We start from the raw sequence: 26,238 nt of genomic DNA, 5'->3' as shown, positions 1-26,238 counted from the left end.
CCCGGGTGGGCACCCGGCCCGTGGCCCCCGTGGACGTCGGCGCGCTCCCGCGACAGGCCGTCCTTCCGTGTTCGCTCTCAGCGGATGCAGGAGGGGCCTGTGGCGGGAACGCGTAGGCTGTCCGCGGGGTTAGTTCTCTCGACACCACCCTGCCGCCCCGTGGTCGGGTGGCCCCGAAGTTCAGGAGCGATGCGCATGTTCGAGCGGTTCACCGACCGAGCCCGACGAGTTGTCGTGCTGGCCCAGGAAGAGGCCCGCATGCTCTCCCACAACTACATCGGGACCGAGCACATCCTGCTCGGCCTGATCCACGAGGGGGAGGGCGTCGCCGCGAAGGCGCTCGAGAGCCTCGACATCTCCTTGGAGGCGGTCCGCGCCCAGGTCGAGGAGATCATCGGCCAGGGCCAGCAGGCCCCGAGCGGCCACATCCCCTTCACCCCCCGTGCCAAGAAGGTCCTCGAGCTCTCGCTGCGCGAGGCCCTCCAGCTCGGCCACAGCTACATCGGGACCGAGCACATCCTGCTCGGCCTGATCCGCGAGGGCGAGGGCGTCGCCGCCCAGGTCCTGCAGAAGCTCGGTGCCGACCTCAACCGGGTGCGCCAGCAGGTCATCCAGCTGCTCTCGGGCTTCCAGGGCAAGGAGTCCGCGCAGTCCGCCGCCGCCGCGACCGGTGCCGCCGGCGACGCGCCGTCCTCCTCCCTGGTGCTCGACCAGTTCGGTCGCAACCTCACCCAGGACGCCCGTGAGGGCAAGCTCGACCCAGTGATCGGGCGCGAGCAGGAGATCGAGCGCGTGATGCAGATCCTCTCGCGCCGCACGAAGAACAACCCGGTCCTCATCGGCGAGCCGGGTGTCGGCAAGACGACCATCGTCGAGGGCCTGGCCCAGGACATCGTCAAGGGCAACGTGCCCGAGACGCTGAAGGACAAGCAGATCTACACCCTCGACCTGGGTGCGCTCGTCGCCGGTTCCCGCTACCGCGGTGACTTCGAGGAGCGGCTCAAGAAGGTCCTCAAGGAGATCCGCACCCGCGGCGACATCGTGCTGTTCATCGACGAGATCCACACCCTCGTCGGTGCCGGTGCGGCCGAGGGCGCGATCGACGCGGCCAGCATCCTCAAGCCGATGCTCGCCCGCGGCGAGCTGCAGACCATCGGTGCGACCACCCTCGACGAGTACCGCAAGTACCTCGAGAAGGACGCCGCGCTGGAGCGTCGCTTCCAGCCGATCCAGGTGGCCGAGCCGTCCATCGCGCACACCATCGAGATGCTCAAGGGGCTGCGCGACCGCTACGAGGCCCACCACCGCGTCACCATCACCGACGAGGCCCTGGTCTCGGCGGCGACGCTCGCCGACCGCTACATCTCCGACCGGTTCCTGCCGGACAAGGCGATCGACCTCATCGACGAGGCCGGCTCGCGCCTGCGCATCCGTCGGATGACCGCGCCCGCCGACCTGCGCGAGTACGACGACAAGATCGCCGAGGTCCGTCAGCGCAAGGAGGCCGCGATCGACGGCCAGGACTTCGAGGCCGCCGCGCGCCTGCGCGACGAGGAGAAGCAGCTGATCCTCGCCAAGTCCGACCGCGAGAAGCAGTGGCGCGCCGGTGACATGGACGAGGTCGCGGAGGTCGACGAGGAGCTGATCGCCGAGGTGCTGGCGGTCGCCACCGGCATCCCGATCGTGAAGCTCTCCGAGGAGGAGTCGACCCGGCTGCTCAAGATGGAGGACGAGCTGCACAAGCGCGTCATCGGCCAGGACGAGGCCGTCAAGGCGCTCTCCCGGGCGATCCGGCGTACGCGTGCCGGCCTGAAGGACCCCAAGCGTCCCGGCGGGTCGTTCATCTTCGCCGGCCCCTCGGGCGTCGGCAAGACGTGGCTGTCCAAGACGCTCGCGGAGTTCCTCTTCGGCGACGAGGACTCGCTGATCCAGCTCGACATGAGCGAGTTCGGCGAGAAGCACACGATCTCGCGCCTCTTCGGCTCGCCCCCCGGCTACGTCGGCTACGAGGAGGGCGGCCAGCTCACCGAGAAGGTGCGCCGCAAGCCGTTCTCGGTCGTCCTGTTCGACGAGGTCGAGAAGGCCCACCCCGACATCTTCAACAGCCTGCTGCAGATCCTCGAGGAAGGTCGCCTGACCGACTCGCAGGGCCGGGTCGTGGACTTCAAGAACACCGTCATCATCATGACGACCAACCTCGGCACGCGCGACATCAACAAGTCGGTCAACCTCGGCTTCCAGCAGTCCGGTGACGTGGCCGGCTCCTATGAGCGGATGAAGGCGAAGGTCGCGGACGAGCTCAAGCAGCACTTCCGCCCGGAGTTCCTCAACCGTGTCGACGAGATCGTGGTCTTCCCGCCGCTCTCGCGCCCGCAGATCGTGCAGATGGTCGACAACATGATCGCCTCCGTCGAGCTGCGCATGCGCGACCGCGACATGAAGCTCGAGCTCACCCGCGCGGCCAAGGACCTGCTCGCCGAGCGCGGCTTCGACCCGGTGCTCGGTGCTCGTCCGCTGCGCCGCACGGTCCAGCGCGAGATCGAGGACGCCCTCGCCGAGAAGATGCTCTTCGGCGATGTCGGCCCCGGCATGATCGTGCTGGTCGACGTCGAGGGCGAGGGGCCGTCGGCCACCTTCACCTTCGAGGGCCAGAAGGTCAGCGAGCTGCCCGACATGCCGCCGCTGGAGACCGCGACGCTGGGCGAGGGCGCGATCGAGGGCCCGGACGACAGCGAGGGTCCCGTCGACGTGCCGAAGTCCACCGACAACGACTGAGGCAGTCCCCGCAGTCAGCACTGCAGCACCCGAGGCCCCGGCTCCGTGAGGAGCCGGGGCCTCGTGCCGTCTCCGGGCCCCGCGGACCCCGCGTCTCAGGGCAGGCTGTAGGAGTCGGCGGAGAGCCGGGCGACCAGCCCGTCCTCGACCAGCCCGGCCAGGCAGCGCTCGCGCTGCACCGGCTCGCTCCAGACCGCCTCCAGGGAGCGGCGGTGCACCGCGCCGTCGGCGTCGCGCAGCACCGCCAGCAGCCGGCCGCGGCACTGCCGGTCGGTGCCGGCCCAGGCCTGGGCAGCGCGCTGCGGCCCGTCGTACGCCGGGTGGCCGGCGGCTCGCCACGCGCACAGGTCGGCCACCGGGCAGGCCTCGCAGCGCGGGCGCCCGGCGGTGCACACCAGGGCGCCGAGCTCCATCGTGGCGACCGACCAGGTGGCTGCGGTGGGCACGTCCTCGGGCAGCACCCCGGCCGCCAGGTCCCGCTCCGCCCGGGTCACCGCGGGGGAGGGCATCGCCACCCCGCGCAGGGTGCGCGCGAGCACCCGGCGCACGTTGGTGTCCAGCACGACGTGGCGCCGGCCGAAGGCGAAGGTGGCCACGGCCGCGGCGGTGTAGTCGCCGACCCCGGGCAGGGAGAGCAGGGCGTCGTAGTCGGGCGGCACCTCGCCGCCGAAGCGCTCCACGAGCGCGCAGGCGGCCGCGTGCAGGCGCAGCGCGCGGCGGGGGTAGCCCAGCCGGCCCCAGGCCCGCACCGCCTCGCCGGTGCTCTCGGCGGCCAGGTCGGTGGGCGTCGGCCAGCGCTGCATCCACTGCTCGTGCACGGGGAGCACCCGGGCCACCGGCGTCTGCTGGAGCATGAACTCCGAGACCATCACCGACCACGGCGTCGCGGCGGGCGAGCGCCACGGGAGGTCGCGCGCGTGCTCGTCGTACCACCGCAGGAGGGGCTCGTGGAGGGCGCTCACCGGCCTCATTCTGCTCGGGGGAGGGTGTGCCCGGTGTGGCGCCCCGGCAACCGGCCTCCCGGCTCGATAACGTGAACCCATGAGCTCGCGGCCTTCCCCCCTGGCTCCGCGCGGCCCGTTGCCGGCCGCGGTCTACTGGCGTCGTCGGCTGGTGCTGCTCGTGGCGCTGGTCGTCGTGGTCGTGGTGCTGCTCCAGCTCCTCGGCGGCGGCGGGGACTCCTCCGAGCCGGAGGCGAGCGCGGCACTGAGCGCGGCGGACACGAGCGAGCCCGCCGACGCCGATGCCTCAGCGGCTGCCGGGGACGCGGGCCCCGGCCCCACGGCCGGGACGGTGCCGGCCCGGGACCGCGAGAACCGCACGCGCCCCCAGCGCCCGGTCGAGCCGGTGCTGGCCGAGCCGAGTGGCCCGTGCCTGGACCGCGACGTGGCGGTGACCCCCGAGGTCGGCACGGCGATCGCCGGTCCGGACCACGGGGTCGACATCGTGCTCTCGCTGCGCACCCTCACCGCCGAGGCGTGCACCTGGACGGTCTCCCCGCGCACGCTGACGCTCAAGATCACCTCCGGCAACGACGACATCTGGTTCAGCCAGCACTGCCCCCGGGCCATCGAGACCCAGGAGGTCACGGTGCGCCGGGCGGTGAGCACCACGATCACGGTGCCGTGGAACGCGCGCCGCTCCGACGCGGACTGCTCCAGCCAGACCGAGTGGGCGATGCCGGGCTTCTACCACGTCACCGCGGCGGCGCTGGCCGGCGAGCCGGACGACGCCCAGTTCGAGCTCGTCCTGGCCGCCGATGCCGCCGGCGCCCAGGTCACCGGCCGGGCCACGGCCACGCCCGAGGCGGAGGGTGACGACGACGCCGCCGACGGGTCCGCCGCCCGCACGCCGGGTGCGGCAGGCACGGCGGGCACCCGGCCCTGAGCCGGACGGCTCAGACGTAGCGCTCGAGGATGGTCGACTCGGCCAGCCGGGAGAGGCCCTCGCGCACGCTGCGCGCGCGCAGCTCGCCGACGCCCTCGACGGCCTGGAGGTCGTCGATGCCGGCCGAGAGCAGCTTCTGCAGGGTGCCGAAGTGGTCGACGAGGCGGTCCACGACCGAGGCGGGCAGGCGGGGGACCTTGGCGAGCAGCCGGTAGCCCCGCGGCGCCACGGCGCCGTCGAGGTGCTCGCCGTTGCCGAGCCCGAGCACCCGCGCGGTGGAGGCCGGATCGACCAGCTCGGTCGCGGAGAGCGCCTCGATCTTGGAGAGCAGCTCCTCGGGGCTCTTGCTGCGCTTTCCGGTCGGCAGGTAGTCGCGGATGACCAGCTCCCGCTCGGCGTCCACACCGGTGATGAGCTCCTCCAGCTGGAGGGCGAGCAGCCGGCCGTCGCTGCCGAGCTCGAGCACGTAGTCCTCGATCTCGCGCGCGATCCGGGTGACCATCTCCAGGCGCTGGGCGACCACGGCCACGTCGCGCACCGTCACGAGGTCCTCGATCTCCAGCGCGGACAGCGTGCTGGAGACCTCGTCGAGGCGCAGCTTGTAGCGCTCGAGGGTGGCGAGGGCCTGGTTGGCGCGGGAGAGGATCTGGCCGGAGTCCTCCAGCACGTGGCGCCGCTCGCCGACGTAGGCGGCGATGATCTGCATCGACTGCGAGACCGAGATGACCGGGTAGCCGGTCTGGCGCGCCACCCGGTCCGCGGTGCGGTGCCGGGTGCCGGTCTCCTCGGAGGGGATGGTGTGGTCGGGCATCAGGTGGACCGCGGCCTTGCTGATCCGGGTGATGTCCTTGTCGACGATGATCCCGCCGTCCATCTTGGCCAGCTCGCGCAGGCCGGTGGCGGTGAAGGGGACGTCGAGCTGGAACCCGCCGGTCGAGATCGACTCGACGGTCTTGTCGATGCCGAGCACGATGAGCGCGCCGGTGCGGCCGCGGAGGATCCGCTCCAGGCCGTCGCGCATCGGGGTCCCCGGGGCGATGGCGGCGAGTGTCTCGCGCATCCGGGCATCGTCCGAGCGATCGGTGGCCACGAGGCGTTGTCCCTTCTCCACGGCGGCAGCGTGCCGCAGGAGAATCCTAGTGGTCGCGACGCGGTGGTGTGGCCGAGCCCGGCAGCTGGTTCAGCCCTGGGGCACGCTCGGGTCAGTCCTGGACCAGCCGGAGGACCCGCAGCGCGGAGCTGACGTCGGGCACCTCGACGACCCGGATGCCCTCGGAGACCGGCGGGGGGCTCGCGCGCAGGCCCTGCGGGTCCCGGCTGTCGGGCTCGCAGGGGACCACCGCGACCCGGAAGCCGAGCCGCTCGGCCTCCGCCACGCGCTGGGGCAGGTCGCGCAGCCGCCGCAGCTCGCCGGCCAGGCCGATCTCGCCCATCGCCACCACGCCGTGGGGGACCGCCTGGCCCAGCGAGGCGGAGGCGAGCGCCACCGCGACGCCCAGGTCGCTGGCCGGCTCCTGCAGGCGCGCGCCGCCGACGGTGGAGGCGAAGACGTCCATCTTGTGCAGGCGCACCCCGCAGTGCTGCTGGAGCACGGCGAGCACCATCGCCACCCGGGAGGAGTCCAGGCCCGACGTGGTGCGCCGGGGGCGTTCGAGCGGGCTGTGGGTGACCAGCGCCTGCACCTCGGCGAGCATCGGGCGCCGGCCCTCCATGGTGACCGCGACGCAGGTGCCCGGCACCCGGCCGTGGTGGTTCTCCACGAAGAGCCCGGTCGGGTCGGTGACCGCGGTGATGCCGTCCGGGCCGAGGTCGAAGCAGCCCACCTCGTCGACCGGGCCGAAGCGGTTCTTCATCGCCCTGACCATCCGGAAGCGGGAGTTGCGGTCGCCCTCGAAGTGCAGCACCACGTCGACGAGGTGCTCGAGCACGCGCGGGCCCGCGATCGAGCCGTCCTTGGTGACGTGGCCGACCAGGACGGTGGTGATGTTGCGGGTCTTGGCCACCCGCACCAGCGCGGCGGCGACCTCCTTGACCTGGGTGACGCCGCCGGGCACGCCCTCGGTGCCGGAGGCGCCGATGGTCTGCACCGAGTCGACGACCAGCAGGGTGGGGCGCACCTGCTCGATGTGGGTCAGCACGGCGCCCAGGTCGGTCTCGGCGGCGAGGTAGAGCTCGTCCTGCACCGAGCCGGTGCGGTCGGCGCGCAGGCGCACCTGGGAGGCGGACTCCTCGCCGGTGACGTAGAGCGTGCGGTGGCGGTAGCGCGCGGTCTGGGCGGCGACCTCGAGCAGCAGCGTGCTCTTGCCGACGCCCGGCTCGCCGGCGAGCAGGATCGCCGCGCCCGGCACCAGGCCGCCGCCGAGCACCCGGTCGAGCTCGGGGACGCCGCTGGTGCGGAAGGCGGACTCGCTGACCGACACCTGCCCGATCGGCACGGCCGCGGTGGTGACCGGGGCCGCGGCGGCGCGGACCGTCGGCGCGGCCGCCTCGGCGACCGATCCCCAGGCCTGGCACTCCCCGCAGCGCCCGACCCACTTGCCGGTCTCCCAGCCGCACTCGGTGCAGCGATAGCTCGGGCGGGAGGCACGGGCACCGGTCTTCGACATGGCCCAGACGCTAGGCGACGCCGCCGACAGCGTCAGCGGCCCGGGGTCAGTACCGCCGCGACCAGAGGTTGACGGCGTAGTCGACCTCGGTGCCGGTGTGCTCGGCGAGCGCCTGCTCGGCGGCGGCGGGCGGCAGCTCGATGCGCACCACCGCCTCCAGGTCGGCCCGCGTGGAGAACGACCAGCGGATGTCCAGCGGGGTGCGGTCCCAGCCGTGGGTGGACCAGAACCGCTCGACGGCGTCGGGGTCCACCTCGGGGAAGCCGCGGCGGAACCAGCGCCCGAAGGTGGAGCGGGTCGGGTCGTTGTCGATGACGAACGCCGCGCCGCCACGACGTACGACGCGGTCCAGCTCGCGCAGGCCGGGCTCGCTGCCGGGGCCGAAGAAGTAGGCCCAGCGCGCGTGCACCACGTCGACGGAGGCGTCGGGGACCGGGAGCGCCTGGGCGGTGCCCTGGTGGACCGCGACCCCGGGGTGGCGCCGGCTGCGGCGGCGCGCGAGCGCGACCAGGTCGGGGTGCGGCTCCACGCCGATCACCGCGGCTGCCTCCGCGGCGAACCGGGGCAGGTGGAAGCCGCTCCCGCAGCCGACGTCGAGGACCGTGCGCCCGGTCCAGCCGCCGGCCCCGAGCACCGCGCGCATGGCGGCCTCGATCACGCCGTCGGGGTCGACGGCGCGGTTCTCCAGCTCGTAGGTCGCGGTGTGGTGCCAGATGTTGGGGCTCGGGCGAGCCCCGTCCGGGAGCCTCAGATCCGGACCAGGCCGCGCGGGGTCTGCACCTGGATGGCGAGGACGCCGGGGGTGCCGTTGGGGGCGACCCAGTCGACCTTCACGTCCTCCAGCGGCGCGTCGACGGTCTCGCCGAGCCACTCGCTGACCCGGTGCGGGTCGCCGGCGATCTCGAGCGAGGCGAGCGCCCACGCCGGGTCCGCGCCGGTGCTCGGGTGCGGCGCGGTGGAGGCGTCCCACTCGATGAAGTAGGGGACCTGCGGGTCCGCGATCAGGCCGTTGATGCCGATCTGGCGCCACTTCAGCTCGCTGCCGTCGGGCAGGTGGCGGTTGCCCGCCACGGCCTCGCGGCCCAGGCGCTGTTCGACCACGGAGATGTCCTTGACCGCCACGACCCAGCCGAGCCAGCCGCCACCGAGGGCCGAGCGGGCCTTGACCGCCTGGCCGAACGGCGCCTTGTCGGAGGCGGGGTGGTCGAGGGCCTCGACGATCTCGAGGTAGGTGTTGCCGGCCAGCGGCAGGATCATGTTGCGAGTGCCGAAGCGCGGGTGCACCCCGCCGTCGACGAACTCACGTCCGAGGAGCTCCCCGATGCGCTGGGCAGTGCCCCGCAGTCCGTCGGGTCCGGCAGCGAAAGAGAGATGGTCCAGGCGCATGTCCCGATTGTGGGCGAGACCTCACCGCGCCCCGACATTGGGGTGGTGGTCTCTTGACGTCGAGAGGTAAGCCCCGCTCTTGGCGCGCCGGTCCGTCCGGTGGGTGCGCGTGACTCAGCAATTGCTGAGCTATGCACTGTGGAACCAGCCGGTAGCGGTGCCTATCGGCGCAATTGCGCGGAAGTGGCCGGATGCAGGGTCAGCAGCGAGCGGGCGCGGAGGTGCGCCTCGCAGTGGCGCACCAGCTCGTCGTACGCCGCGGCGCCGATCAGCGCGGTGAGCTCGGCGGCGTGGGTGCGGAACACCGGCTCGGGGGCGACGTGGGCCTCGGTGTTGCCCGAGCAGTACCAGTCCAGGTCGTGGCCGCCGGGGCCCCAGCCGCGCCGGTCGTACTCGCCGATCGAGACCTCGGTGTAGCTGGTGTCGTCGGGTCGCTCGACCTCGCGGAAGGTACGCCGGATCGGCAGCTGCCAGCACACGTCGGGCTTGGTCTCCAGCGGGTGCAGCCCGCGCTCCAGGGCGAGGCCGTGCAGCGCGCACCCGGCGCCTCCGGGCCCGGTGCCCGGGGTGAAGCCCGGGCGGTTCTGGAACACGCAGGCCTGCTGACCGTCGACCTCGGCGGTGCGGGTCTTGCGGGCGCGCTCGTCGTCGGTCTCGACCCAGTCCTCGCTGCGGACCTCGCGACCGGGGTGCAGCTGCCACTGCTCGGGGGTCAGCTCGGCGACGAAGCCGGCGACCCGGCGCTCGTCGTCCTCGTCGGAGAAGTGCGCGCCCAGCGTGCAGCACCCGACGTCCGGGGCATCGGCGTAGATGCCCGGGCAGCCCTGGCCGAAGATGCAGGTCCACGCCGACGTCAGCCAGGTCAGGTCGCAGCGCAGCACCTCGTCGGCGTCGTCGGGGTTCACGAACTCCACCCACGCGCGGGGGAACACCAGGTCGACCTCGGGCACCCGGCAAGCCTACGGGGGCCGACGGCTGGCTGCGGACGCTGCTGGACGGCGAGTACGTTGGAGGCATGCGCCTGGGCGTCCTCGACATCGGTTCCAACACCGGACACCTCCTGGTCGTCGACGCACACGGCGGCGCCGCTCCGCTGCCCGCGTCGTCGTACAAGCAGCCGCTGCGCCTCGCCGAGCACCTCGTCCCGAGCGGAGCCCCGGCCGACGACGCAGCGCCGGGCGGACCGGACGACGCGATCGTCTCCGCGGCCGGCATCGACGCGCTCGCCGGCTTCACCGCCGACGCGCTGCGGGTGGCCGAGGACCAGGGCTGCGAGGAGATCCTGGCCTTCGCGACCTCCGCCGTGCGCGACTCCGCCAACTCCGACGCCGTGCTGGAGGAGGTCCGCTCCCGCACCGGGGTGCGCATCGAGGTGCTCGCCGGGGCGGACGAGGCGCGCCTGACCTTCCTCGCCGTACGCCGCTGGTTCGGCTGGTCGGCCGGCCGGCTGGCGGTCTTCGACATCGGCGGCGGGTCCCTGGAGATCGCCGGGGGCGCCGACGAGGCCCCCGAGGTCGCCTGGTCGCTGCCGCTGGGCGCGGCCCGGCTGGCCCGGGCGCACTTCGCCGACCCGGCCACCGGCACGCCGCGCGCCCCGCTGGACGAGGACACCGTGCGCGAGGTGCGCCGCCTCGTGCGCGCCGAGATCGCGCGCGACGCCGGGCGGCTGCTGCGCGCCGGCGCGCCGGACCGGGCCGTGGCCACCTCCAAGACCTTCCGCTCCCTCGCGCGCATCTGCGGCGCGGCGCCGTCGGGGGAGGGGCCGATGGTCCCGCGCTCGATCCCGCTGACCGCGCTGCGGCCGTGGATCCCCAAGCTCGCCGCGATGAGCCTCGAGGAGCTCGGCGACCTGCCGGGCGTCTCGCTGAACCGCGCCCACCAGGTGGTCGCCGGGGCGCTCGTGGCCGAGGCGTGCATGGACCTGTTCGGGCTCACCGCCCTGGAGATCTGTCCATGGGCGCTGCGCGAGGGCGTGATCCTCGAGCGCCTCGACCAGCTCAGCGTGCTGGACGAGTCGTGAACCGCATCGGACTGTCCACCTCCTCGGTCTACCCCGAGTCCTCGGCGCACGCCTTCGCCCACGCCGCCCGGCTGGGCTACGACGCGGTCGAGGTGATGGTGGGCATCGACGCGCTCTCCCAGCAGACCGCCGCGATCCAGCAGCTCTCCGAGCACCACGGGATCGCGGTGTGCTCGATCCACGCGCCCTGCCTGCTGTTCACCCAGCGGGTCTGGGGGTCCGAGCCGTGGGGCAAGCTCGAGCGCTCGGCCGAGATGGCGGCCGCCGTGGGGGCCGAGGTGGTGGTCGTGCACCCGCCGTTCCGCTGGCAGCGGGAGTACGCCGCGGGCTTCGTCGACGGCATCGCGGCCCTCGAGGAGTCCACCGGGATCGCCTTCGCGGTGGAGAACATGTATCCGTGGCGGGCCTCCCAGCGCCACGGCGTGGAGATGTACCTGCCCTCCCGCGACCCCTCCGCGCAGCCGTTCGCCAACGCCACGGTCGACCTGTCGCACGCCGCGATCGCCGGCGACGACCCGGTCGCGATGGCCGAGCGGCTCGGCCCGCGGCTGCGCCACGTGCACCTCACCGACGGGACCCTCTCGGCCAAGGACGAGCACCTCGTGCCCGGTCGCGGCACGGTCGGCGCCGCGGCGTTCCTGCAGCACCTGGCCCGCACCGGCTTCGACGGCGAGGTCGTCGTGGAGATCAACACCCGGCGCTGCTCGAGCGTCGAGGAGCGGGCCTCGGACCTGCTGGAGTCCCTGGAGTTCGCCCGCGAGCACCTCGGCGTCGCCGCCTCCTGAGCCGGCCTCAGCCGAACGCCGTCTGCGGGTCCAGCCCGGTGCGCATCCGCCACGCGGTCAGCGCCACGGCCAGGCAGCTCACCTGCCCGGCGTCGCCCAGCGAGACCCCGAGCAGCCGCTCGATGCGCTCGAGGCGCGCGTAGAGGGACTGCCGGCGGATGCCCAGCGCCGCCGCGGTCCGCGACTTGCTGGCGCCGCGGGCGAGGAAGGCGTCCAGGGTGCGCATCAGGTCCGCGGAGGCGGCGATGTCGTACTCCAGCAGCGGGCCGAGCTGCTCCGCGACGAACGCCGCCGTCGCGGTCGGGTCCGAGCCGGCGGCCAGCAGCCGTGGCACGCCGAGGTCGCGCGCCAGCACCACCCCCGAGCGGGTCCCGACGCGCCGCGCCACCTGCGCGACCTCGCGGACCTGGGCCACCGCGGGGCCGACGTCGGCGAGGTCGGCCACCGGCGCCGCGACGGCCAGCACCCGGGCCCCGGCGGCGCCCGGCCCGAGCCCGTCGTACGCCGCGGTGAACGCCGCTCGCACCCGCTGGGGCAGCGGCCGGCTCCAGCCCTGGGCCAGCGCGACCACGTGGTTGCCGGCGGCGCCGGCGACGACCGGCCCCAGCTCGCCGGTGAGCGCCTCGCGCAGCGGCGCGACCAGCTCGTGGGCGGGCACCCGTGGGTCGACGTCGAGGGCCGCGACGAGCAGGTGGCGCCCGGGCGCCGGGACCCAGCCGGCGGCGACCAGTCGGTCGCGCAGGTCGGCTCCGGAGGAGACGGCGCCCGCGGCGAGGTCGGTGACCACCGCCTGGGCGAGGGAGGGACGGTGCTCCGCGCCGGGGTGGCGGCCGAGCTCGAGGGCGACCGCCACCGAGAGCCGCTGGAGCACCGCGACCCGCCGCGCGCTGGAGCGCCCGCGCAGCACCACCCGCCCGGCCGGGCCGCCGGGGCCGCGCACGTCGGCGTCCACGCACTCGCCGTCGTCCTCGGGCACCGCCACCCGGCTGCGCTCCACGAGGGTGCCGTCGACGTCGAGGAGCTCGACGCCGCATCCCGCCAGGCGCGCGGCGGCGTCGAGCAGCGCGGTCATCCCCTGGCCGTGCACGACCGGGGCCAGCACCTCCTGCCAGACCCGCTCGGCCAGCCGTGGGGCGTCCGGGTGCCGCCGCACGGTGAGGTCGTGGAAGTCCTCCACCATCCGCACGAACGGCACCACGGCGTGCAGTGCGACGAGGGTCAGGCCGCGGCGCTGTGCCGCCCGCACGACCGGCGCCGGCGCCTCGAAGAACGAGCGCCCGATCTCCAGCGCGAGGGCCGCGCAGCCGGCGTCGGCGAGCCGGTCGACGTACGCCGTGAGCTGTGCGGCGGTGCGCCCGTGCAGCCCGAGCCCGGTCGTGAGCAGCACCTCGCCGCCGGCCAGCAGCCCGGCGATCTCGTAGACCTCCGAGGAGTGCACCCAGCGGACCGTGACCGCGTCGGCGTCACCGGTCAGCACCTCGGGGGCGGCGGCACGGAAGGAGGGGAGGGCGAGCACCTCGCGCAGGGTCGGCAGCACCGGGCCATCCTGCGGGTCCGTCGGCGCCCTCGGAAGGTCCTGTCACCCGCTGGACACCCCGTGGACACGACACGATGTCAGGCATTCGACGCTATGGGCGGGACATCTCGTCCCTTGCTGGGCCCGTGCGGGCTCTGGTCGGCTGGTGGCCGCGCCATCCCGCGCCCATCCCCACCCCCCATCCCCACCCCCGGAGGAGCCCCCATGGACGACAGCGACCGGACTTTCCTCGACCTCGCGGTCGAGCAGGCACGGCTCGGGTGGGAGGAGGGCGGCATCCCCATCGGCGCCGCGCTCGTCCACTCCGGCGAGGTGCTCGCGGTCGGTCGCAACCGGCGGGTCCAGCTCGGCAGCGCGATCCGGCACGGCGAGACCGACTGCATCGAGAACGCCGGCCGGCTGCCGGCCAGCGTCTACCGGCGCAGCGTCCTCTACACGACCCTCTCGCCCTGCTTCATGTGCGCCGGGACCGCGGTGCTCTACGACATCCCGCGGATCGTGGTCGGCGAGAACCGCACCTTCCAGGCCTCCGAGGACTGGCTGCGCAGCCGAGGCGTGCAGGTCGACGTGGTCGACGACCCCGCCTGCGTGGCCCTGATGGAGCGGATGATCGCCGAGCGCCCGCAGCTGTGGGCCGAGGACATCGGCGAGGAGTCGTGAGCATCGCCCCCGGCACTCGGGCGGGCGAGGGGCCCGTCGAGCCGGTCGAGCCCGTCGACCCGGACTACCCGGTCACCCCGGTCCCTCTGCACGCCCGCAAGTCGTTCCTGTCCCTGGCCGTGGTCCTGCTCGGCTTCACCGTCTTCACCCCGACGATGCTGGCCGGCGCGGCCCTGGGGCCGGCGTTCACGTTCAGCGACCTGCTGCTCGTCATCCTGGGCGGCTCGCTGATCCTCGGCACCTACGTCGCGCTGATGGGCTACGTCGGCGCGCGCACCGGCCTGACCACCGTGGTGATGGCGCGCTACACCTTCGGCCACGGCGGCTCCAAGCTCGCCTCGGTGCTGCTCGGCGGCACCCAGATCGGCTGGTACGGCGTGGTCGTCGGCACCATCGGCGACCTCACTGCCCGCGCCGCCGGCTGGGAGTCCTACGGCGCCAAGGCGGCGATCATGGTGCTCACCAGCATCCTGATGTGCGCCACCGCCTGCTACGGCTACCGCGGGATGTACTGGGTCTCGCTGGTCTCGACGCCGCTGATCCTGGTGCTGGCCTTCTGGGTGGTGCTGCGCTCCCTGGAGGAGGTGGACGGGCTCTCGGGCCTGTTCGCGGTCGAGCCGACGGCGACCATGGCGATCCCGGTGGCGATCACGACGGTCGTCGGCACCTTCGTCTCCGCCGGCACCCAGGCCCCGAACTGGACCCGCTTCGGGCGCTCCGGCTCCCAGGCGGTCTGGGCCTGCCTGATCGGCTTCCTGATCGGCAACGGGCTGATGATCCTGTTCGGCGCGATCGGGGCGATCACCTTCGGCGAGGGCGACTTCGTCCTCGTGCTCTACAACCTCGGCCTGGTCGGCTGGGGCGTGTTCCTGCTCTTCGGCAACCTGTGGAAGTCCAACGCCGACACCGCCTACGCCTTCGGCGTCGCGGGCGCCGAGCTGTTCGAGCGGCCGCGCAAGACCCCGTTCGTGATCGGCGGCTCGGTCATCGGCACGGTCCTCGCCCTCACCGGGGTGCAGAACCACCTGGTCGACTACCTCGGCCTGCTCGGCACCTTCATCCCGCCGCTGGGCGGCGTGATCATCGCGGACTTCTTCCTGCGCTGGCGTCGCGGGATCGCTGCCGGCCAACGCACCGTCCCCCTCGACGTGCGCAACGTCGTCGCGTACGCCGTGGGCAGCCTCGCCGCGTGGGGCTCGAAGGAGGCCGAGATCGGCATCCCGCCGCTGATCGGCATCGTGGTCGCGGTGGCGGCGGCCGTGGTGCTGCACAGCTCCCGCGTGGATCGCGGCGGGCGCGGCGCCGACGCGTCGGACGACCCGGTGGAGGCCAGCGCGTAATCTCGCTCACATGTCACTGCTCCGCCAGCCGATCCTGCTGCTGTCGCGCAGCGACCGACTCCAGGACCTCGTGACCCGGCTGCCGGTGACCGCCCGCATGGTCGCGGGCTACGTCGCCGGCACCGGGACCGAGGACGCCCTGGCCGTGGCCGAGGAGCTCGCGGGGCAGGGGCTGGGCACCAGCCTGGACCACCTCGGCGAGGACACGCGTGACCTCGCCCGCGCCGACGCCAACGTGGCGGCGTACCTCGACCTGCTCGGGCGACTGCCCGGGCGCGGGCTGAGCCGCAGCACCGAGGTGTCGGTCAAGCTCTCCGCGATCGGGCTGGCGCTGCCCGACGGCCCGGCCCTCGCCCTGGAGAACGCCCGCACCATCTGTCGCGCGGCGCGCAACGCCGGCACCACGATCACCGTCGACATGGAGGACCACACCACCACCGACGCGACGCTGTCGGTGCTGCGCGAGCTGCGCAAGGACTTCCCCGAGACCGGCGCGGTGCTCCAGGCCCAGCTGCACCGCACCGAGGACGACTGCCGTGCGCTGGCCCACGAGGGCTCCCGGGTGCGGCTGTGCAAGGGCGCCTACGCCGCGCCGGAGTCCCTGGCCTGGACCGACCCCCACGAGGTGGACCGCGCGTTCGTGCGGTGCCTGAAGACCCTGATGGCCGGCCAGGGCCACCCGATGGTGGCCACCCACGACCCGCGGCTGATCGAGGTCGCCCTGGCGCTGGCCGGGCGCCACAGCCGCTCGCAGGACAGCTATGAGTTCCAGATGCTGTACGGCGTGCGCCCGGAGGCGCAGCGCCGCCTGGCCGAGGCGGGCGAGAGCGTGCGGGTGTACGTTCCCTACGGCGCGCAGTGGTACGCCTACCTCGTGCGGAGGATGGCCGAGCGGCCGCGCAACCTGTCGTTGTTCATCACCTCCCTGGTCTCCAAGCGCTGAGCCGCGTGGCCGGGAGGCCCCGGGAAAGAGTGGAATCGTCATGTCCCAGACCGCGATCCTCGGTGCCGGCGTCATGGGGGAGACCCTGCTGTCGGGCCTCGTCCGTGCCGGACGGCGCGTCGACCAGCTCCTCGTGGGCGAGAAGCGCGAGGAGCGGGCCCGCGAGCTCGAGGAGCGCTACGGCGTCTCGGTGGTGGGCAACCGCGAGGCGGTCCGCGGCGCCGACACCGTCGCCCTCGTGGTGAAGCCGCAGGACATGGGCGCCGTGCTCGACGAGATCGCCCCCGACCTGCGCGCGGGCCAGCTGCTGGTCTCGCTGGCCGCGGGCATCACGACCGCGTTCATCGAGGAGCGGGTGCCCGCGGGCGTCGCGGTCGTCCGGGTCATGCCGAACACCCCCGCGCTGGTCGACGAGGGCATGTCGGCCGTCTCGCCCGGCTCGCACTGCACCGAGGACCAGCTCCTCGAGGCCGAGAGCCTGATGTCCTCGGTCGGCGAGGTGCTGCGGATCCCGGAGAAGCAGCAGGACGCCGTCACCGCGATCTCCGGCTCCGGCCCGGCGTACGTATTCTTCGTCGTGGAGTCGATGATCGAGGCCGGCGTCCACCTCGGGCTGCCGCGGGCGACCGCGACCCGGCTGGCGATCCAGACGGTGGTGGGCTCCGGGAAGATGCTGCGCGAGACCGGCACCCACCCCGCCGTCCTCCGTGAGCAGGTCACCTCCCCGGCCGGCACCACCGCCGCCGCCCTGCGCGAGCTGGAGGTGCACAGCGTCCGCGCGGCCTTCCTCGCCGCCATGGAGGCCGCCCGCGACCGCTCCCGCGCCCTCGCCGCCGGCGACTGACCCTCCCTCTCCCTCCCGGCTCCCCGCGAGTCGGCGCTCGTGGTGCGGCGAGTCGGCGCTAGTGGTGCGCCGAGTCGGCGCTCGTGGTGCGCCGAGTCGGCGCGTGTGGTGCTGAGCACGGCGGGCTGAGCGGCGCTGGGCCCCAGCAGGTAGCGTCCGCGCCATGTCCACGTGTGAGGGGCCGGCGACGGTCGTGTACGACCCGGTCCTGACCGGCTACGACTTCGGGCCGCATCACCCGATGTCGCCGCTGCGCGTCGACCTCACCATGCGGCTCGCCCGCGACCTCGGGGTGCTCGACGGCGTGAAGCTGGTGCCGGCGAGCGTGGCGACCGAGGACCAGCTGGTCACCGTCCACGACCCCCGCCTGATCGAGGCGGTGATGAAGGCCGGCACGACCGCCGACCCCGACGAGCTGCGCGGCGTCGGCACCGAGGACAACCCGATCTTCCGCCACATGCACCAGGCCTCCGCCCACGTCGTCGGCGCGAGCCTCGAGGCGTTCCGCCAGGTGTGGAGCGGGGAGTCCCTGCACTCGGTCAACATCGCCGGCGGCCTGCACCACGCGATGCCGGACCGGGCCAGCGGGTTCTGCATCTACAACGACATCGCCGTCGGGATCCGCTCGTTGCTCGACGCCGGGGCCGAGCGGGTCGCCTACGTCGACGTCGACGTGCACCACGGCGACGGCGTGGAGCGGATCTTCTGGGACGACCCCCGCGTGCTCACCATCTCCCTGCACGAGACCGGACAGATGCTGTTCCCCGGGACCGGCTTCCCTCAGGACCTCGGCGGGCCGGAGGCGCAGGGGAGCGCGGTCAACGTCGCGCTGCCGCCCGGGACCTCCGACGCCGGCTGGCTGCGCGCCTTCCACGCGGTGGTCCCGCCGCTGGTGCGTGCCTTCGAGCCGGAGGTGCTGGTGACCCAGCACGGCTGCGACTCCCACGCCGACGACCCGCTCGCGCACATGATGCTGAGCATCGACGGCCAGCGCGCCGCCTACCTGGCGCTGCACGACCTCGCCCACGAGGTCGCCGGCGGGCGCTGGGTCGCGACCGGCGGCGGGGGCTACGCCGTCGTCGACGTGGTGCCCCGCGCCTGGACCCACCTGCTCTCGATCGTCGCCGGGAACCCGGTCGACCCGGAGCGCCAGACCTCCGACGAGTGGCGCGAGCACGTCCGCGAGGCGCTCGACCTCTCCGCGCCGTACCGCATGACCGACGGGCGTACGCCGTCCTACCGCGACTGGAGCCAGGGTTACGACCCCGACACCTGGCTGGACCGGGCGATCCACGCGACCCGCCTGGAGGCGTTCCCTCTGCACGGCCTCGACCCCATGCCCTGAGGCCCTCGGTCGGCCTTCACATCCGGCGTAGGGTGGCTCGAGAAGGTGGCGCGCAAGCCGACACGCCGGTCAGGCGTCCCATCTTTGACTTCAGCTCTTCCCCACGAGTCACATCTGCCCCTATCCTCACGCTTACGTGGCCGTGTCAGCACCGGTGGGGAAGCCGGTGGCGCGCCGCAGAGAAAGAACGGTGCTCGATGGCAGCCAACTCCCGGGGGGACATCTCCGAGGCGAAGTTCCTGACCGTGGCCGAGGTCGCAGCGATGATGCGGGTCTCGAAGATGACGGTCTACCGCTTGGTGCACAACGGGGACCTCCCGGCGGTGCGTGTCGGCCGCTCGTTCCGGGTGCGCGAGGAGGACGCGGACGAGTACATCCGGCGCAGCTTCTACGACGCGGGCTGAGGTCCGCGACCCCCTCCGGGTGCCCGCCGGGCGCCGTCCTGGAGCGACCACTGCGTGGCCCGGGATTCTGACCTCCACCGGTCGGCCGTTAGGCTGACCCGGTTCTGCGAGCACAGTGCTCGAAGTACCTGATCAGCTGTTGAAAGGTATCCCGTGGGTTCTGTCATCAAGAAGCGGCGCAAGCGCATGGCCAAGAAGAAGCACCGCAAGCTGCTGAAGAAGACGCGCGTCCAGCGCCGCAAGCTCGGCAAGTAGCCCCCTCCCGGGGGACGGTCGGCATGAGCACCGGGAACGTCGTCCTCGTCACCGGGGTCTCCCGTGACCTCGGGCGGACGTTCGCGCGTTCCCTCGCCGCCGACCCCTCCGTGGAGCGGGTCATCGGAGTCGATGTCGTGCCGCCTCGCGGCGACATCGGCGACGTCTCGTTCGTGCGGGCCGACATCCGCACTCCCGTGATCGCCAAGGTGATCGCCAAGGAGGATGTCGACACCGTCGTCCACATGAGCATCATCTCCACCCCCGGCTCCGCCGGCGGGCGAGGGACGATGAAGGAGCTCAACGTCATCGGCACGATGCAGCTGCTCGCTGCGTGCCAGAAGGCGCCGAGCCTGCGCTCGCTCGTGGTGAAGTCGACGACGACCGTGTACGGCGCCAGCAGCCGCGACCCGGCGATGTTCACCGAGGACATGGGTCCTCGGCGAGCGCCGCGCTCGGGCTACGGCAAGGACGTCGCAGAGATCGAGAGCTACGTCCGCGGCTTCGGCCGCCGGCGCTCCGACGTCCGCGTCACGCTCCTGCGCGCCGCCAACGTCATCGGACCGCACGTGCGCAGCCCGATCAGCTCCTACTTCCGGCTGCCGGTGATCCCGACCGTGATCGGGCACGACGCGCGGATGCAGTTCCTCCACGAGGAGGACCTGTACGCCGTCCTGCGCCACGCCGTGCTCACCGACGTCGCCGGCACGTTCAACGTCGCCGGCCCCGACATCTTGATGCTCTCCCAGGCGATACGCCGCCTGCGCCGCCCCTGGCTGCCGCTGCCCGGCCTCGCGGTCGGCAACCTCGGCACCACGCTGCGCTCGGCCGGCCTGGCCGACTTCTCGCCCGAGCAGCTCGGGTTCCTCACCTACGGGCGCGGGGTCGACACGACCCGGATGCGCGAGGTGCTGGGGTTCACCCCGGCACGCACGACCCACGAGGCGTTCGCGGACTTCGCCGCCTCGCTGCCCACGCCCGCGGCCCGGCTCGAGCGGGCCCTGCTCGCCGCGGAGCGCCAGCTCGCCGGAGGTGCGACCCATGGGTGACGCCGAGATCATCCCGATCGGCCCGGGCGGCCGTCCCGCGGCGCGCGGCACCGGGCCCCAGCCGGCGCCGGGCCACGTCGCGGAGCCCGCGGCCGGCGCCGCACGCCCGCCGGTGCGGACCGCGGACCGCGGCCCGCTCGACGGGATCCCGGTCGGGGAGTGGCTCGCCGCGTTCCAGGTCGCCGCCCAGGAGGTCTTCGGCGACCAGTGGGAGCCGCAGCTGGCCCGCTTCCTGGCCTTCCTGCGCCGCCGAGTCACCGGTGAGTACGTCGTGGACGAGTACGGCTTCGACCAGGAGGTCACCGAGCGGTTCTTCATGGCTGCGCTGCGTCCGATCGCGCAGAAGTGGTTCCGCATCGAGGTCCGCGGCGCGGAGAACATCCCCGCGGACGGTGGAGCGCTGGTGGTCTCCAACCACTCGGGCACGATCCCGGTCGACGGGCTGATGACCATGGTCTCGGTGCACGACCACACCGGCCGGTTCCTGCGCCCGCTCGGGGCCGACCTGGTCTTCCGGCTCCCGATCGTCAGCACCCTCGCCCGCAAGAGCGGCGCCACCCTGGCCTGCAACGAGGACGCCGAGCGGATGCTGCGCGGCGGCGAGCTGGTCGGGGTCTGGCCGGAGGGCTTCAAGGGCATCGGGAAGCCGTTCTCGGAGCGCTACAAGCTCCAGCGCTTCGGCCGGGGCGGCTTCGTCGCCGCGGCGCTGCGCACCGGCGTGCCGATCGTGCCGCTCTCCGTGGTGGGCGCGGAGGAGATCTACCCGCTGGTCGGCAACCTGCCCTCGCTGGCCCGGCTGCTCGGGCTGCCGTACGTGCCGATCACCCCGCTGTTCCCCTGGCTCGGCCCGCTCGGGCTGGTTCCGCTGCCCTCGAAGTGGCTGCTGGAGTTCGGCGAGCCGATCCGCACCGACGACTTCGAGCCGGGCGCGAGCGAGGACCCGATGCTGGTCTTCAACGTCACCGACCAGGTGCGCGAGTCGATCCAGCAGACGCTCTACTCGCTGCTGATGGAGCGGGACTCGGTCTTCGGCTGACGCCGCGGCGTCACTGGCCGTTGCGGTCCTGCCCGGTGAGGCCGCCGAGCAGCGGGGAGGTCACCGCGTCGAGCAGCTCGCCGACGCCGGCCAGCAGCTCGGGGACGATCGGGACGGGGTTGTCCTCGCCGCCGGTCAGGCCCTCGATCAGGTTGCCCACCGGACCCTTCTCGCGGTCCTTGCCGGAGCCCTTGCCGGAGCCCTTGCCGCCGCTGCCGCCGCTGCCGCCGCTGCCGTCGCCCGCACCCGGGGTCGGCTCCGGGGAAGGGGCGGTGCCGGGCAGGCCGCCGGGGACGTCGGTGGGCAGCACCGGTGAGAACGGCACATCGTCCAGGCCCTGTCCGCCACGGGGACCGCGGCCCCTGCCGTCGCTCGCCGTGCCCGCGCCGTCTCCGGGGGGAGGCGCGGCGTCCTCGGGCGGGCGGGTCCCGCCGGCGGACGACGAGGCCTGGGTGATCAGCCACTGCGGGATCTGGGAGAGGGTCTCGGGACAGTCCGGGCAGACCTGCTGGAGCTTCAGGTCGATGCCGATCAGGACGTTGCCGGCGCCGACCAGCGCGTCGCGGGAGTCCTCGGAGACTCGGTCCGAGAGACCCTCGAGCGAGGCGTGGCTCGTGGTGAGGAAGGACTGCAGGGCGTCCGCGGCGCCCCGGTCCCCGTTGCGGGTGTACTCGCCGAGCAGCAGCGTCGAGGCCTCCTCCGCCTGTCGCCCGAAGTCGCCCAGGGTGTCGCGGATCGCCTCGTCGTCCTGGCGCTCGGGATCCTCGCGGGCCAGCTGCTCGGCCTCGCGCAGCCGGGCCGAGGCGTTGCCGAGGAGGGTGGAGCCCTTCTGGCGGTCGCCGACGCTGACGCCGGAGTGCGCGTTCTCGATGGCCCGCTTGATCGGGTAGAGCATGTCGCCGGGCAGTGCGGACTGCGAGGCGACCGCCATCGAGGTGGTGGCACCCACGACGGCGAAGCCGCCGACGGCGATGGCGATGCGGCGCTCGCGTGCGGTACGCCGCGCCGGGACCGTCAGCCGCTCCTCCACGCTGGGCCTGGCGTCGTCGGTGGCGGCGAGCTCGGTGACGGCCTCGGCCAACAGCCGCTCGCGCAGCGAGGCGGAGAACTCCGGGCGGGGCGTCGGCGCGGGTACGGCGCGCAGCGCGCCGGCGAGCTCGAGCAGCTCGGCGTACCGCGCGTCCTCGGGGGCGCGCCGGGCCGGGTCCGGGCCGCGCTGCACCAGCGCGTCGAACTCCTCCGCGCGCCGCCGAGCTGCGAACACCGGGCTCATCGTCTCTGTCCTGTCGTCTCGTGCCACGCCGGGACCGGCGGGTGCGCCGGGTCCGACGCCGGGCTCAACGAGGCGGTGCGCGGGTTGGTTACGCGCGAGACGAGGGGGCGTGCGTCACCCGGCACGGCGGCACGGACCGGCGCCGCCGCGCTCATCGGATCCCCTCCGGCATCAGCTTGGCGAGGTTGCGCACGCCGCGCAGCTGCAGCTGCTTGACCGCGCCGTCGCTGCGGCCCAGCACCTGCGCCGTCTCGGCGATGCTCATGCCCTGCAGGAAGCGCATCACCAGGCAGTCGCGCTGCTCGTCGGGGAGCTTGGTGAGCGCCTCGAGGAGCATCTCGTTGGTCAGGCTCGCGAGCACCGCCTCCTCGGGGCTCTCGGTGGCGTCGTCGTGCCGGCCCATGTCCTCGGTGGTCTGCTCGAGGCGGGTGCGGCCGGCCTTGAAGTGGTCGGTGGCGAGGTTGCGGGCGATCGTCATCAGCCAGGCGCCGAAGTCCTTGCCCTGCCAGCGGAAGCCCTTCATGCTCCGCAGCGCGCGGAAGAAGGTCTCCGAGGTCAGGTCCTCGGCCAGCGTGCTCGACCGGGTGCGGTAGAAGAGGAAGCGGTAGACCGCCAGGTGGTAGTGGTCGTAGAGCAGCCCGAACGCGTCGGCGTCGCCGGTGCGGGCCAGCTCGACGAGCGCGATCAGGCGCTGCCGCTCGCTGGCGGACTCCTCCGAGGACGCCGCCAGCGCGGAGTCGTCCTCGGGGCCGGCGTCGGGACCGGGTGCGGCGTACGCGTCGCCGGGCCGCGACGCCGGGGTGGTGCGCGTGGAGGACTCGTCGGCGCCGGCGAGCAGCCACCCGCTCGCGGCCACGGCACCCGCCGGCACCGGCGCGGGCACGGCCAGGACGTCGAGAAGGGCCCGGCGCAGGCGGTCCAGCCCGTGCTCGGTCAGCTCCCCGTCCCGTGACATGAGTCCCCTCCCAGGTGCTCCAGCCGGAGCGCTGGGGATGTTACCGCCGACACACCCCGGGCGGAACCGCTGCGCGACGACCTGGCCCGGGAGGGCTCCGGCGTCAGCGGCGCCGGCGCAGTGCGACCCCGGCCGCGACGGTGCCGGTGGCCGCGCCGGCGACGGCGCCCACGACCGCGCCCGCACGGGCCGCCTTGCGTCCGGTGCGGTAGTCGCGGACCCGCCAGCCGTTGGCCCGGGCGTGGGCCCGCAGCCGGGCGTCGGGATTGATGGCGCACGGGTCCCCGACCAGCGAGAGCATCGGCAGGTCGTTGGCCGAGTCGGAGTACGCCGAGCACGCGGCCAGGTCGAGGCCCTCGCGCTCGGCGAGGGCGCGGACCGCCTCGGCCTTGGCGGGGCCGTGCAGCATGTCGCCGACCAGCCGGCCGGTGTACACGCCGTCCTCGTGCTCGGCCACGGTGCCCATCGCGCCGGTCAGCCCGAGGCGCCGGGCGATGATCTGGGCGATCTCGATCGGTGCCGCGGTCACCAGCCAGACCCGCTGCCCGCGGTCGAGGTGGAGCTGCGCGAGGGCACGGGTGCCGGGCCAGATCCGGTGCGCCATCGCCTCGTCGAAGATCGCCTCGGTGAGCTCCTCGAGCTCGGCGACGGTGTGGCCGGCGATGAAGGAGAGCGCCGAGGAGCGGGCCTCGGCGACGTGGGCGGGGTCCTCGACCCCCACGACGCGGAAGTAGAGCTGCTTCCACGCGGCGCCGGCGATCTCGCGGGTGGTGAAGAAGTCGCGGCGGTGCAGGCCGCGAGCGAGGTGGAAGATGCTGGCCCCCTGCATCACGGTGTTGTCGACGTCGAAGAACGCCGCCGCGCGGGGGTCGGCACGGACGTGCAGGGCGGTCTCGACCTCGGCGATGGCCGCGGCGGCCTCGCCGGCCAGACGGGAGCGCTGCCGGAGGTCGGGCAGGGTGCGCCGGGGAGCATGCGGGGTCACGTGCCCAATGTAGTGCGATCCACGTCACCAGGGGACAGGCGCGAGGAGGTGTGGAAGTATCCCGCGCATGTCCTCCTCCGACACCGCACGGGACGCGGTCGGGACGGCGGACGACGCCGACGGGCCGGAGGTCCGCGACCTCTCCGACCTGGTCCTCACCGCCGCGGCCGAGAGCCCCGACAAGCTGGCGCTGGTCGAGGCGAGCGGGCGCAGCGTCACCTGGTCCGAGCTGGCCGACGAGGTCGCGCGGGTCGCCACCGGGCTGGGCTCCCTCGGCGTGGTCGCGGGGCTCCGGGTGGTCCTCGCGATGGGCAACAGCATCGAGATGGTCACGGGCTACCTCGGCGTGCTGCGCGCCCAGGCGGTCGCCGTGCCGGTGAACCCGGGGTCGACCCCCGCCGAGCTGGCCCGCTTCGTCTCCGAGTCCGGGGCCCGCCTGGTGGTGTGCGACCCCGACAGCGTCACCGCGGTGCGCGCCGCCCTGGCCGACGTCGACGTGCCGGTCGCCCCCCGGGTGGTCCTGGTCGGGGCCGAGCCCGGGCCCGGCGAGCTCCCCTGGGAGCGGCTGCGTGCGGAGCCCGGCCGCGCGGTGCCGCCGCTGCCGGACCCCGAGAAGCTCGCCTGCCTGCTGTGGACCAGCGGCGCCTCCGGGCGCCCGCGGGCGGCGATGCTCACCCACCGCGCGCTGCTGGCCAACATCGAGCAGGTGGCCCGCGTCCAGCCGCCGATGATCCACGGCGACGACGTCGTGCTCGGCGTGCTCCCGCTCTTCCACGTCTACGGCCTCAACGCGGTGCTGGGCGGCGTGCTGCGCCACCGCGCCAAGCTGGTCCTGCTGGACCGCTTCGACCCCGAGGGCGTGCTCGAGGTGGTCGACGACGAGGCGGTGAGCGTGCTCCCGCTGGCGCCGGCGGCGTTCGCGCACTGGCGCGGCGAGGAGCAGCTCGCCGACCACCTGCGCCCGGTCCGGCTGGTGCTCTCCGGCTCGGCGCCGCTGCCGGCCGAGGTCGTCGAGGACTTCACGGCGCGCACCGGCGTGCCCGTGCACCAGGGCTACGGGCTGACCGAGGCCGCCCCGGTCGTCACCAGCACCCTCGTCAGCGCGTCCGCGCCGGCCGGCTCGGTCGGCGCCGCCCTCCCGGGCGTCGAGGTGCGCCTGGTCGACGAGGCCGGCCGGGAGGCGACGGGGGAGGACCCCGGCGAGATCCAGGTGCGCGGCGCCAACCTGTTCAGCGGCTACTGGCCCGACGGCAGCGAGGGGCCCGGGTCGGACGGCTGGTGGGCCACCGGAGACGTCGGCCTGATCGACGCCGCCGGGGATCTCTCGCTCGTCGACCGGGTCGAGGACCTGGTGATCGTCTCGGGGTTCAACGTCTACCCGGTCGAGGTCGAGGAGGTCCTCGCCGGCCTCGACGGGGTCACCGAGGCGGCCGTGGTCGGTGCCCCCGACGAGCTCACCGGCGAGGCCGTCGTGGCGTACGTCGTGGCGCCGGGCCGAGACCCCGGCGAGGTCGAGGCCGCGGTGCGGGCCCGCTGCGCGCAGCGGCTGGCGCGCTTCAAGCAGCCCAGCCGCATCGAGGTGGTCGAGGAGCTCCCGCGCACCGTGACCGGCAAGGTGCAGAAGGGTCGGCTGCGGGGCCAGGAACGACGCCGCGTGCTCGGCCTGCTGGAATAGGGACATGGCCAAGACGCCCCGTGTGACCCTCTACGGCAAGCCCGGCTGCCACCTGTGCGAGGACGCCCGCGCGATCGTCGCGGCGGTCTGCGCCGAGCTGGGCGAGGAGTTCGAGGAGGTCTCGATCCTCGACGACCCCGCGCTCGCCGAGCGGTTCGGCGAGGAGATCCCGGTGACCTTCGTCGACGGTCGCCAGCACGACTTCTGGCGCGTCGACCCCGACCGTCTGCGCCGCGCGCTCACCGGCTGAGCGGCCGGGCCGACCCAGGTCCGCCTGAGTCGTCGGTCACCGCCCGCCACGGCGTACGACGCGCTCGCGACCTGCCCCGTCGGGGCCTGGGCGACCGAGGGGACCCCGCTGCACGTGGCTGACGTCACATGTGGTAGCCCACGCCTCGGGATCCGGGCGACCGCAGTTTGTTCTCACGTTCACAAACTCCTACAGTGACGGAGCCGTCGGACGAACCCCGGGCCGGGC

25 protein-coding genes are annotated in these 26,238 nt (G+C 73.7%); 15 read left to right on the top strand and 10 right to left on the bottom strand.

Annotated features, from left to right (window positions below):
* The first annotated feature begins 195 nt into the window (after positions 1–195).
* Complete coding sequence (locus HOQ23_RS17680) at positions 196–2,775, top strand: ATP-dependent Clp protease ATP-binding subunit (protein ID WP_172216280.1); 2,580 nt, start codon at positions 196–198, stop codon at positions 2,773–2,775.
* Between the two features lie 95 nt (positions 2,776–2,870).
* Here HOQ23_RS17680 and HOQ23_RS17675 read toward each other — a convergent pair whose 3' ends face one another.
* Positions 2,871–3,746, bottom strand: a complete 876-nt coding sequence (locus HOQ23_RS17675; protein WP_216654364.1) for an A/G-specific adenine glycosylase — start codon at positions 3,744–3,746, stop codon at positions 2,871–2,873.
* A gap of 70 nt (positions 3,747–3,816) precedes the next feature.
* On the opposite strand from HOQ23_RS17675, the gene HOQ23_RS17670 reads away from it, so the two are divergent.
* On the top strand, positions 3,817–4,662 hold the full coding sequence (locus HOQ23_RS17670) for a hypothetical protein (protein WP_172216276.1): 846 nt from the start codon (positions 3,817–3,819) through the stop codon (positions 4,660–4,662).
* Between the two features lie 10 nt (positions 4,663–4,672).
* Here HOQ23_RS17670 and disA read toward each other — a convergent pair whose 3' ends face one another.
* From disA to HOQ23_RS17645, 5 genes are all read right to left on the bottom strand, one after another.
* A complete protein-coding gene (gene disA, locus HOQ23_RS17665) occupies positions 4,673–5,752 on the bottom strand; it encodes a DNA integrity scanning diadenylate cyclase DisA (RefSeq protein ID WP_263457792.1) in 1,080 nt (359 codons plus the stop codon).
* A gap of 112 nt (positions 5,753–5,864) precedes the next feature.
* A complete protein-coding gene (radA, locus tag HOQ23_RS17660; protein ID WP_172216274.1) occupies positions 5,865–7,268 on the bottom strand; it encodes a DNA repair protein RadA in 1,404 nt (467 codons plus the stop codon).
* A gap of 46 nt (positions 7,269–7,314) precedes the next feature.
* Positions 7,315–7,926 (bottom strand): class I SAM-dependent methyltransferase, encoded by a 612-nt coding sequence (locus HOQ23_RS17655; RefSeq protein ID WP_367650561.1) that lies wholly within the window; start codon positions 7,924–7,926, stop codon positions 7,315–7,317.
* A gap of 89 nt (positions 7,927–8,015) precedes the next feature.
* Positions 8,016–8,654 (bottom strand): VOC family protein, encoded by a 639-nt coding sequence (locus HOQ23_RS17650; protein ID WP_172216272.1) that lies wholly within the window; start codon positions 8,652–8,654, stop codon positions 8,016–8,018.
* Positions 8,655–8,815: 161 nt separating this feature from the next.
* Positions 8,816–9,604 carry a hypothetical protein gene (locus tag HOQ23_RS17645; RefSeq protein WP_172216270.1) on the bottom strand — a complete coding sequence of 263 codons (789 nt, stop codon included), beginning with the start codon at positions 9,602–9,604 and terminating at the stop codon, positions 8,816–8,818.
* A gap of 65 nt (positions 9,605–9,669) precedes the next feature.
* Here HOQ23_RS17645 and HOQ23_RS17640 point away from each other — a divergent pair, with 65 nt between their 5' ends.
* Positions 9,670–10,674: a Ppx/GppA family phosphatase gene (locus tag HOQ23_RS17640; RefSeq protein WP_172216268.1), complete on the top strand. Its 1,005-nt coding sequence runs from the start codon at positions 9,670–9,672 to the stop codon at positions 10,672–10,674.
* Positions 10,671–11,459, top strand: a complete 789-nt coding sequence (locus HOQ23_RS17635; protein ID WP_367650560.1) for a sugar phosphate isomerase/epimerase family protein — start codon at positions 10,671–10,673, stop codon at positions 11,457–11,459. Before HOQ23_RS17640 ends, HOQ23_RS17635 begins: the two co-directional genes overlap by 4 nt.
* 7 nt (positions 11,460–11,466) lie before the next feature.
* On the opposite strand, the gene HOQ23_RS17630 is transcribed toward HOQ23_RS17635, so the two are convergent.
* Complete coding sequence (locus HOQ23_RS17630; protein WP_172216264.1) at positions 11,467–12,996, bottom strand: PucR family transcriptional regulator; 1,530 nt, start codon at positions 12,994–12,996, stop codon at positions 11,467–11,469.
* Positions 12,997–13,200: 204 nt separating this feature from the next.
* Between HOQ23_RS17630 and HOQ23_RS17625 the strand changes: the two genes are divergently transcribed.
* From HOQ23_RS17625 to HOQ23_RS17585, 9 genes are all read left to right on the top strand, one after another.
* Positions 13,201–13,656 carry a nucleoside deaminase gene (locus tag HOQ23_RS17625; protein ID WP_172216262.1) on the top strand — a complete coding sequence of 152 codons (456 nt, stop codon included), beginning with the start codon at positions 13,201–13,203 and terminating at the stop codon, positions 13,654–13,656.
* Positions 13,653–14,996, top strand: a complete 1,344-nt coding sequence (gene codB, locus HOQ23_RS17620) for a cytosine permease (RefSeq protein ID WP_172216260.1) — start codon at positions 13,653–13,655, stop codon at positions 14,994–14,996. The genes HOQ23_RS17625 and codB overlap by 4 nt, the downstream gene beginning before the upstream one ends.
* A 10-nt stretch (positions 14,997–15,006) precedes the next feature.
* Positions 15,007–15,939, top strand: coding sequence for a proline dehydrogenase family protein (locus tag HOQ23_RS17615; protein ID WP_253945645.1), 933 nt, complete (start codon positions 15,007–15,009; stop codon positions 15,937–15,939).
* A 40-nt stretch (positions 15,940–15,979) separates the two neighbouring features.
* Positions 15,980–16,783 carry a pyrroline-5-carboxylate reductase gene (gene proC, locus HOQ23_RS17610; RefSeq protein ID WP_172216258.1) on the top strand — a complete coding sequence of 268 codons (804 nt, stop codon included), beginning with the start codon at positions 15,980–15,982 and terminating at the stop codon, positions 16,781–16,783.
* Between the two features lie 163 nt (positions 16,784–16,946).
* Positions 16,947–18,128, top strand: coding sequence for an acetoin utilization protein AcuC (locus HOQ23_RS17605; protein ID WP_172216256.1), 1,182 nt, complete (start codon positions 16,947–16,949; stop codon positions 18,126–18,128).
* A gap of 197 nt (positions 18,129–18,325) precedes the next feature.
* Positions 18,326–18,532, top strand: coding sequence for a helix-turn-helix domain-containing protein (locus tag HOQ23_RS17600; RefSeq protein ID WP_153321904.1), 207 nt, complete (start codon positions 18,326–18,328; stop codon positions 18,530–18,532).
* 153 nt (positions 18,533–18,685) lie between these two features.
* Positions 18,686–18,787, top strand: coding sequence for an AURKAIP1/COX24 domain-containing protein (locus tag HOQ23_RS17595; protein ID WP_008356322.1), 102 nt, complete (start codon positions 18,686–18,688; stop codon positions 18,785–18,787).
* A 23-nt stretch (positions 18,788–18,810) separates the two neighbouring features.
* Positions 18,811–19,836: an NAD-dependent epimerase/dehydratase family protein gene (locus tag HOQ23_RS17590; RefSeq protein ID WP_172216254.1), complete on the top strand. Its 1,026-nt coding sequence runs from the start codon at positions 18,811–18,813 to the stop codon at positions 19,834–19,836.
* Positions 19,829–20,872, top strand: a complete 1,044-nt coding sequence (locus HOQ23_RS17585; protein WP_172216245.1) for a lysophospholipid acyltransferase family protein — start codon at positions 19,829–19,831, stop codon at positions 20,870–20,872. The genes HOQ23_RS17590 and HOQ23_RS17585 overlap by 8 nt, the downstream gene beginning before the upstream one ends.
* A gap of 10 nt (positions 20,873–20,882) precedes the next feature.
* On the opposite strand, the gene HOQ23_RS17580 is transcribed toward HOQ23_RS17585, so the two are convergent.
* The 3 genes from HOQ23_RS17580 to HOQ23_RS17570 form a co-directional block, all read right to left on the bottom strand.
* Complete coding sequence (locus tag HOQ23_RS17580; protein ID WP_172216243.1) at positions 20,883–22,145, bottom strand: DUF5667 domain-containing protein; 1,263 nt, start codon at positions 22,143–22,145, stop codon at positions 20,883–20,885.
* A 151-nt stretch (positions 22,146–22,296) separates the two neighbouring features.
* Positions 22,297–23,100: a sigma-70 family RNA polymerase sigma factor gene (locus HOQ23_RS17575; protein WP_253945644.1), complete on the bottom strand. Its 804-nt coding sequence runs from the start codon at positions 23,098–23,100 to the stop codon at positions 22,297–22,299.
* Between the two features lie 103 nt (positions 23,101–23,203).
* Positions 23,204–24,085: an HAD-IB family hydrolase gene (locus tag HOQ23_RS17570; RefSeq protein WP_172216241.1), complete on the bottom strand. Its 882-nt coding sequence runs from the start codon at positions 24,083–24,085 to the stop codon at positions 23,204–23,206.
* Between the two features lie 67 nt (positions 24,086–24,152).
* Here HOQ23_RS17570 and HOQ23_RS17565 point away from each other — a divergent pair, with 67 nt between their 5' ends.
* Together HOQ23_RS17565 and HOQ23_RS17560 are read left to right on the top strand one after the other, a co-directional pair.
* Entirely contained in the window at positions 24,153–25,760 is a 1,608-nt protein-coding gene (locus HOQ23_RS17565; protein ID WP_172216239.1) for a class I adenylate-forming enzyme family protein, read from the top strand.
* A gap of 4 nt (positions 25,761–25,764) precedes the next feature.
* Complete coding sequence (locus tag HOQ23_RS17560) at positions 25,765–26,010, top strand: glutaredoxin family protein (RefSeq protein ID WP_172216237.1); 246 nt, start codon at positions 25,765–25,767, stop codon at positions 26,008–26,010.
* Positions 26,011–26,238 lie beyond the last annotated feature (228 nt).

The organism is Nocardioides sp. zg-DK7169 (assembly GCF_013155365.1).
In the GTDB taxonomy this organism is placed as follows: domain Bacteria; phylum Actinomycetota; class Actinomycetes; order Propionibacteriales; family Nocardioidaceae; genus Nocardioides.
The sequence above is the reverse complement of the archived record's forward strand: the minus strand, read 5'-3'. Positions and strand labels throughout refer to the sequence as shown.

Excerpts from the sequence above, each read along its gene's own strand:
- HOQ23_RS17625 (WP_172216262.1), top strand. The coding sequence starts at position 13,201 with ATGGACGACAGCGACCGGACTTTCCTCGACCTCGCGGTCGAGCAGGCA.
- HOQ23_RS17600 (WP_153321904.1), top strand. The coding sequence starts at position 18,326 with ATGGCAGCCAACTCCCGGGGGGACATCTCCGAGGCGAAGTTCCTGACC.
- HOQ23_RS17575 (WP_253945644.1), bottom strand. The coding sequence starts at position 23,100 with ATGTCACGGGACGGGGAGCTGACCGAGCACGGGCTGGACCGCCTGCGC.
- HOQ23_RS17605 (WP_172216256.1), top strand. The coding sequence starts at position 16,947 with ATGTCCACGTGTGAGGGGCCGGCGACGGTCGTGTACGACCCGGTCCTG.
- proC (WP_172216258.1), top strand. The coding sequence starts at position 15,980 with ATGTCCCAGACCGCGATCCTCGGTGCCGGCGTCATGGGGGAGACCCTG.
- HOQ23_RS17560 (WP_172216237.1), top strand. The coding sequence starts at position 25,765 with ATGGCCAAGACGCCCCGTGTGACCCTCTACGGCAAGCCCGGCTGCCAC.
- HOQ23_RS17675 (WP_216654364.1), bottom strand. The coding sequence starts at position 3,746 with ATGAGGCCGGTGAGCGCCCTCCACGAGCCCCTCCTGCGGTGGTACGAC.
- HOQ23_RS17640 (WP_172216268.1), top strand. The coding sequence starts at position 9,670 with ATGCGCCTGGGCGTCCTCGACATCGGTTCCAACACCGGACACCTCCTG.
- HOQ23_RS17680 (WP_172216280.1), top strand. The coding sequence starts at position 196 with ATGTTCGAGCGGTTCACCGACCGAGCCCGACGAGTTGTCGTGCTGGCC.
- HOQ23_RS17565 (WP_172216239.1), top strand. The coding sequence starts at position 24,153 with ATGTCCTCCTCCGACACCGCACGGGACGCGGTCGGGACGGCGGACGAC.
- HOQ23_RS17585 (WP_172216245.1), top strand. The coding sequence starts at position 19,829 with ATGGGTGACGCCGAGATCATCCCGATCGGCCCGGGCGGCCGTCCCGCG.
- HOQ23_RS17670 (WP_172216276.1), top strand. The coding sequence starts at position 3,817 with ATGAGCTCGCGGCCTTCCCCCCTGGCTCCGCGCGGCCCGTTGCCGGCC.
- HOQ23_RS17580 (WP_172216243.1), bottom strand. The coding sequence starts at position 22,145 with ATGAGCCCGGTGTTCGCAGCTCGGCGGCGCGCGGAGGAGTTCGACGCG.
- HOQ23_RS17650 (WP_172216272.1), bottom strand. The coding sequence starts at position 8,654 with ATGCGCCTGGACCATCTCTCTTTCGCTGCCGGACCCGACGGACTGCGG.
- HOQ23_RS17590 (WP_172216254.1), top strand. The coding sequence starts at position 18,811 with ATGAGCACCGGGAACGTCGTCCTCGTCACCGGGGTCTCCCGTGACCTC.
- radA (WP_172216274.1), bottom strand. The coding sequence starts at position 7,268 with ATGTCGAAGACCGGTGCCCGTGCCTCCCGCCCGAGCTATCGCTGCACC.
- HOQ23_RS17615 (WP_253945645.1), top strand. The coding sequence starts at position 15,007 with ATGTCACTGCTCCGCCAGCCGATCCTGCTGCTGTCGCGCAGCGACCGA.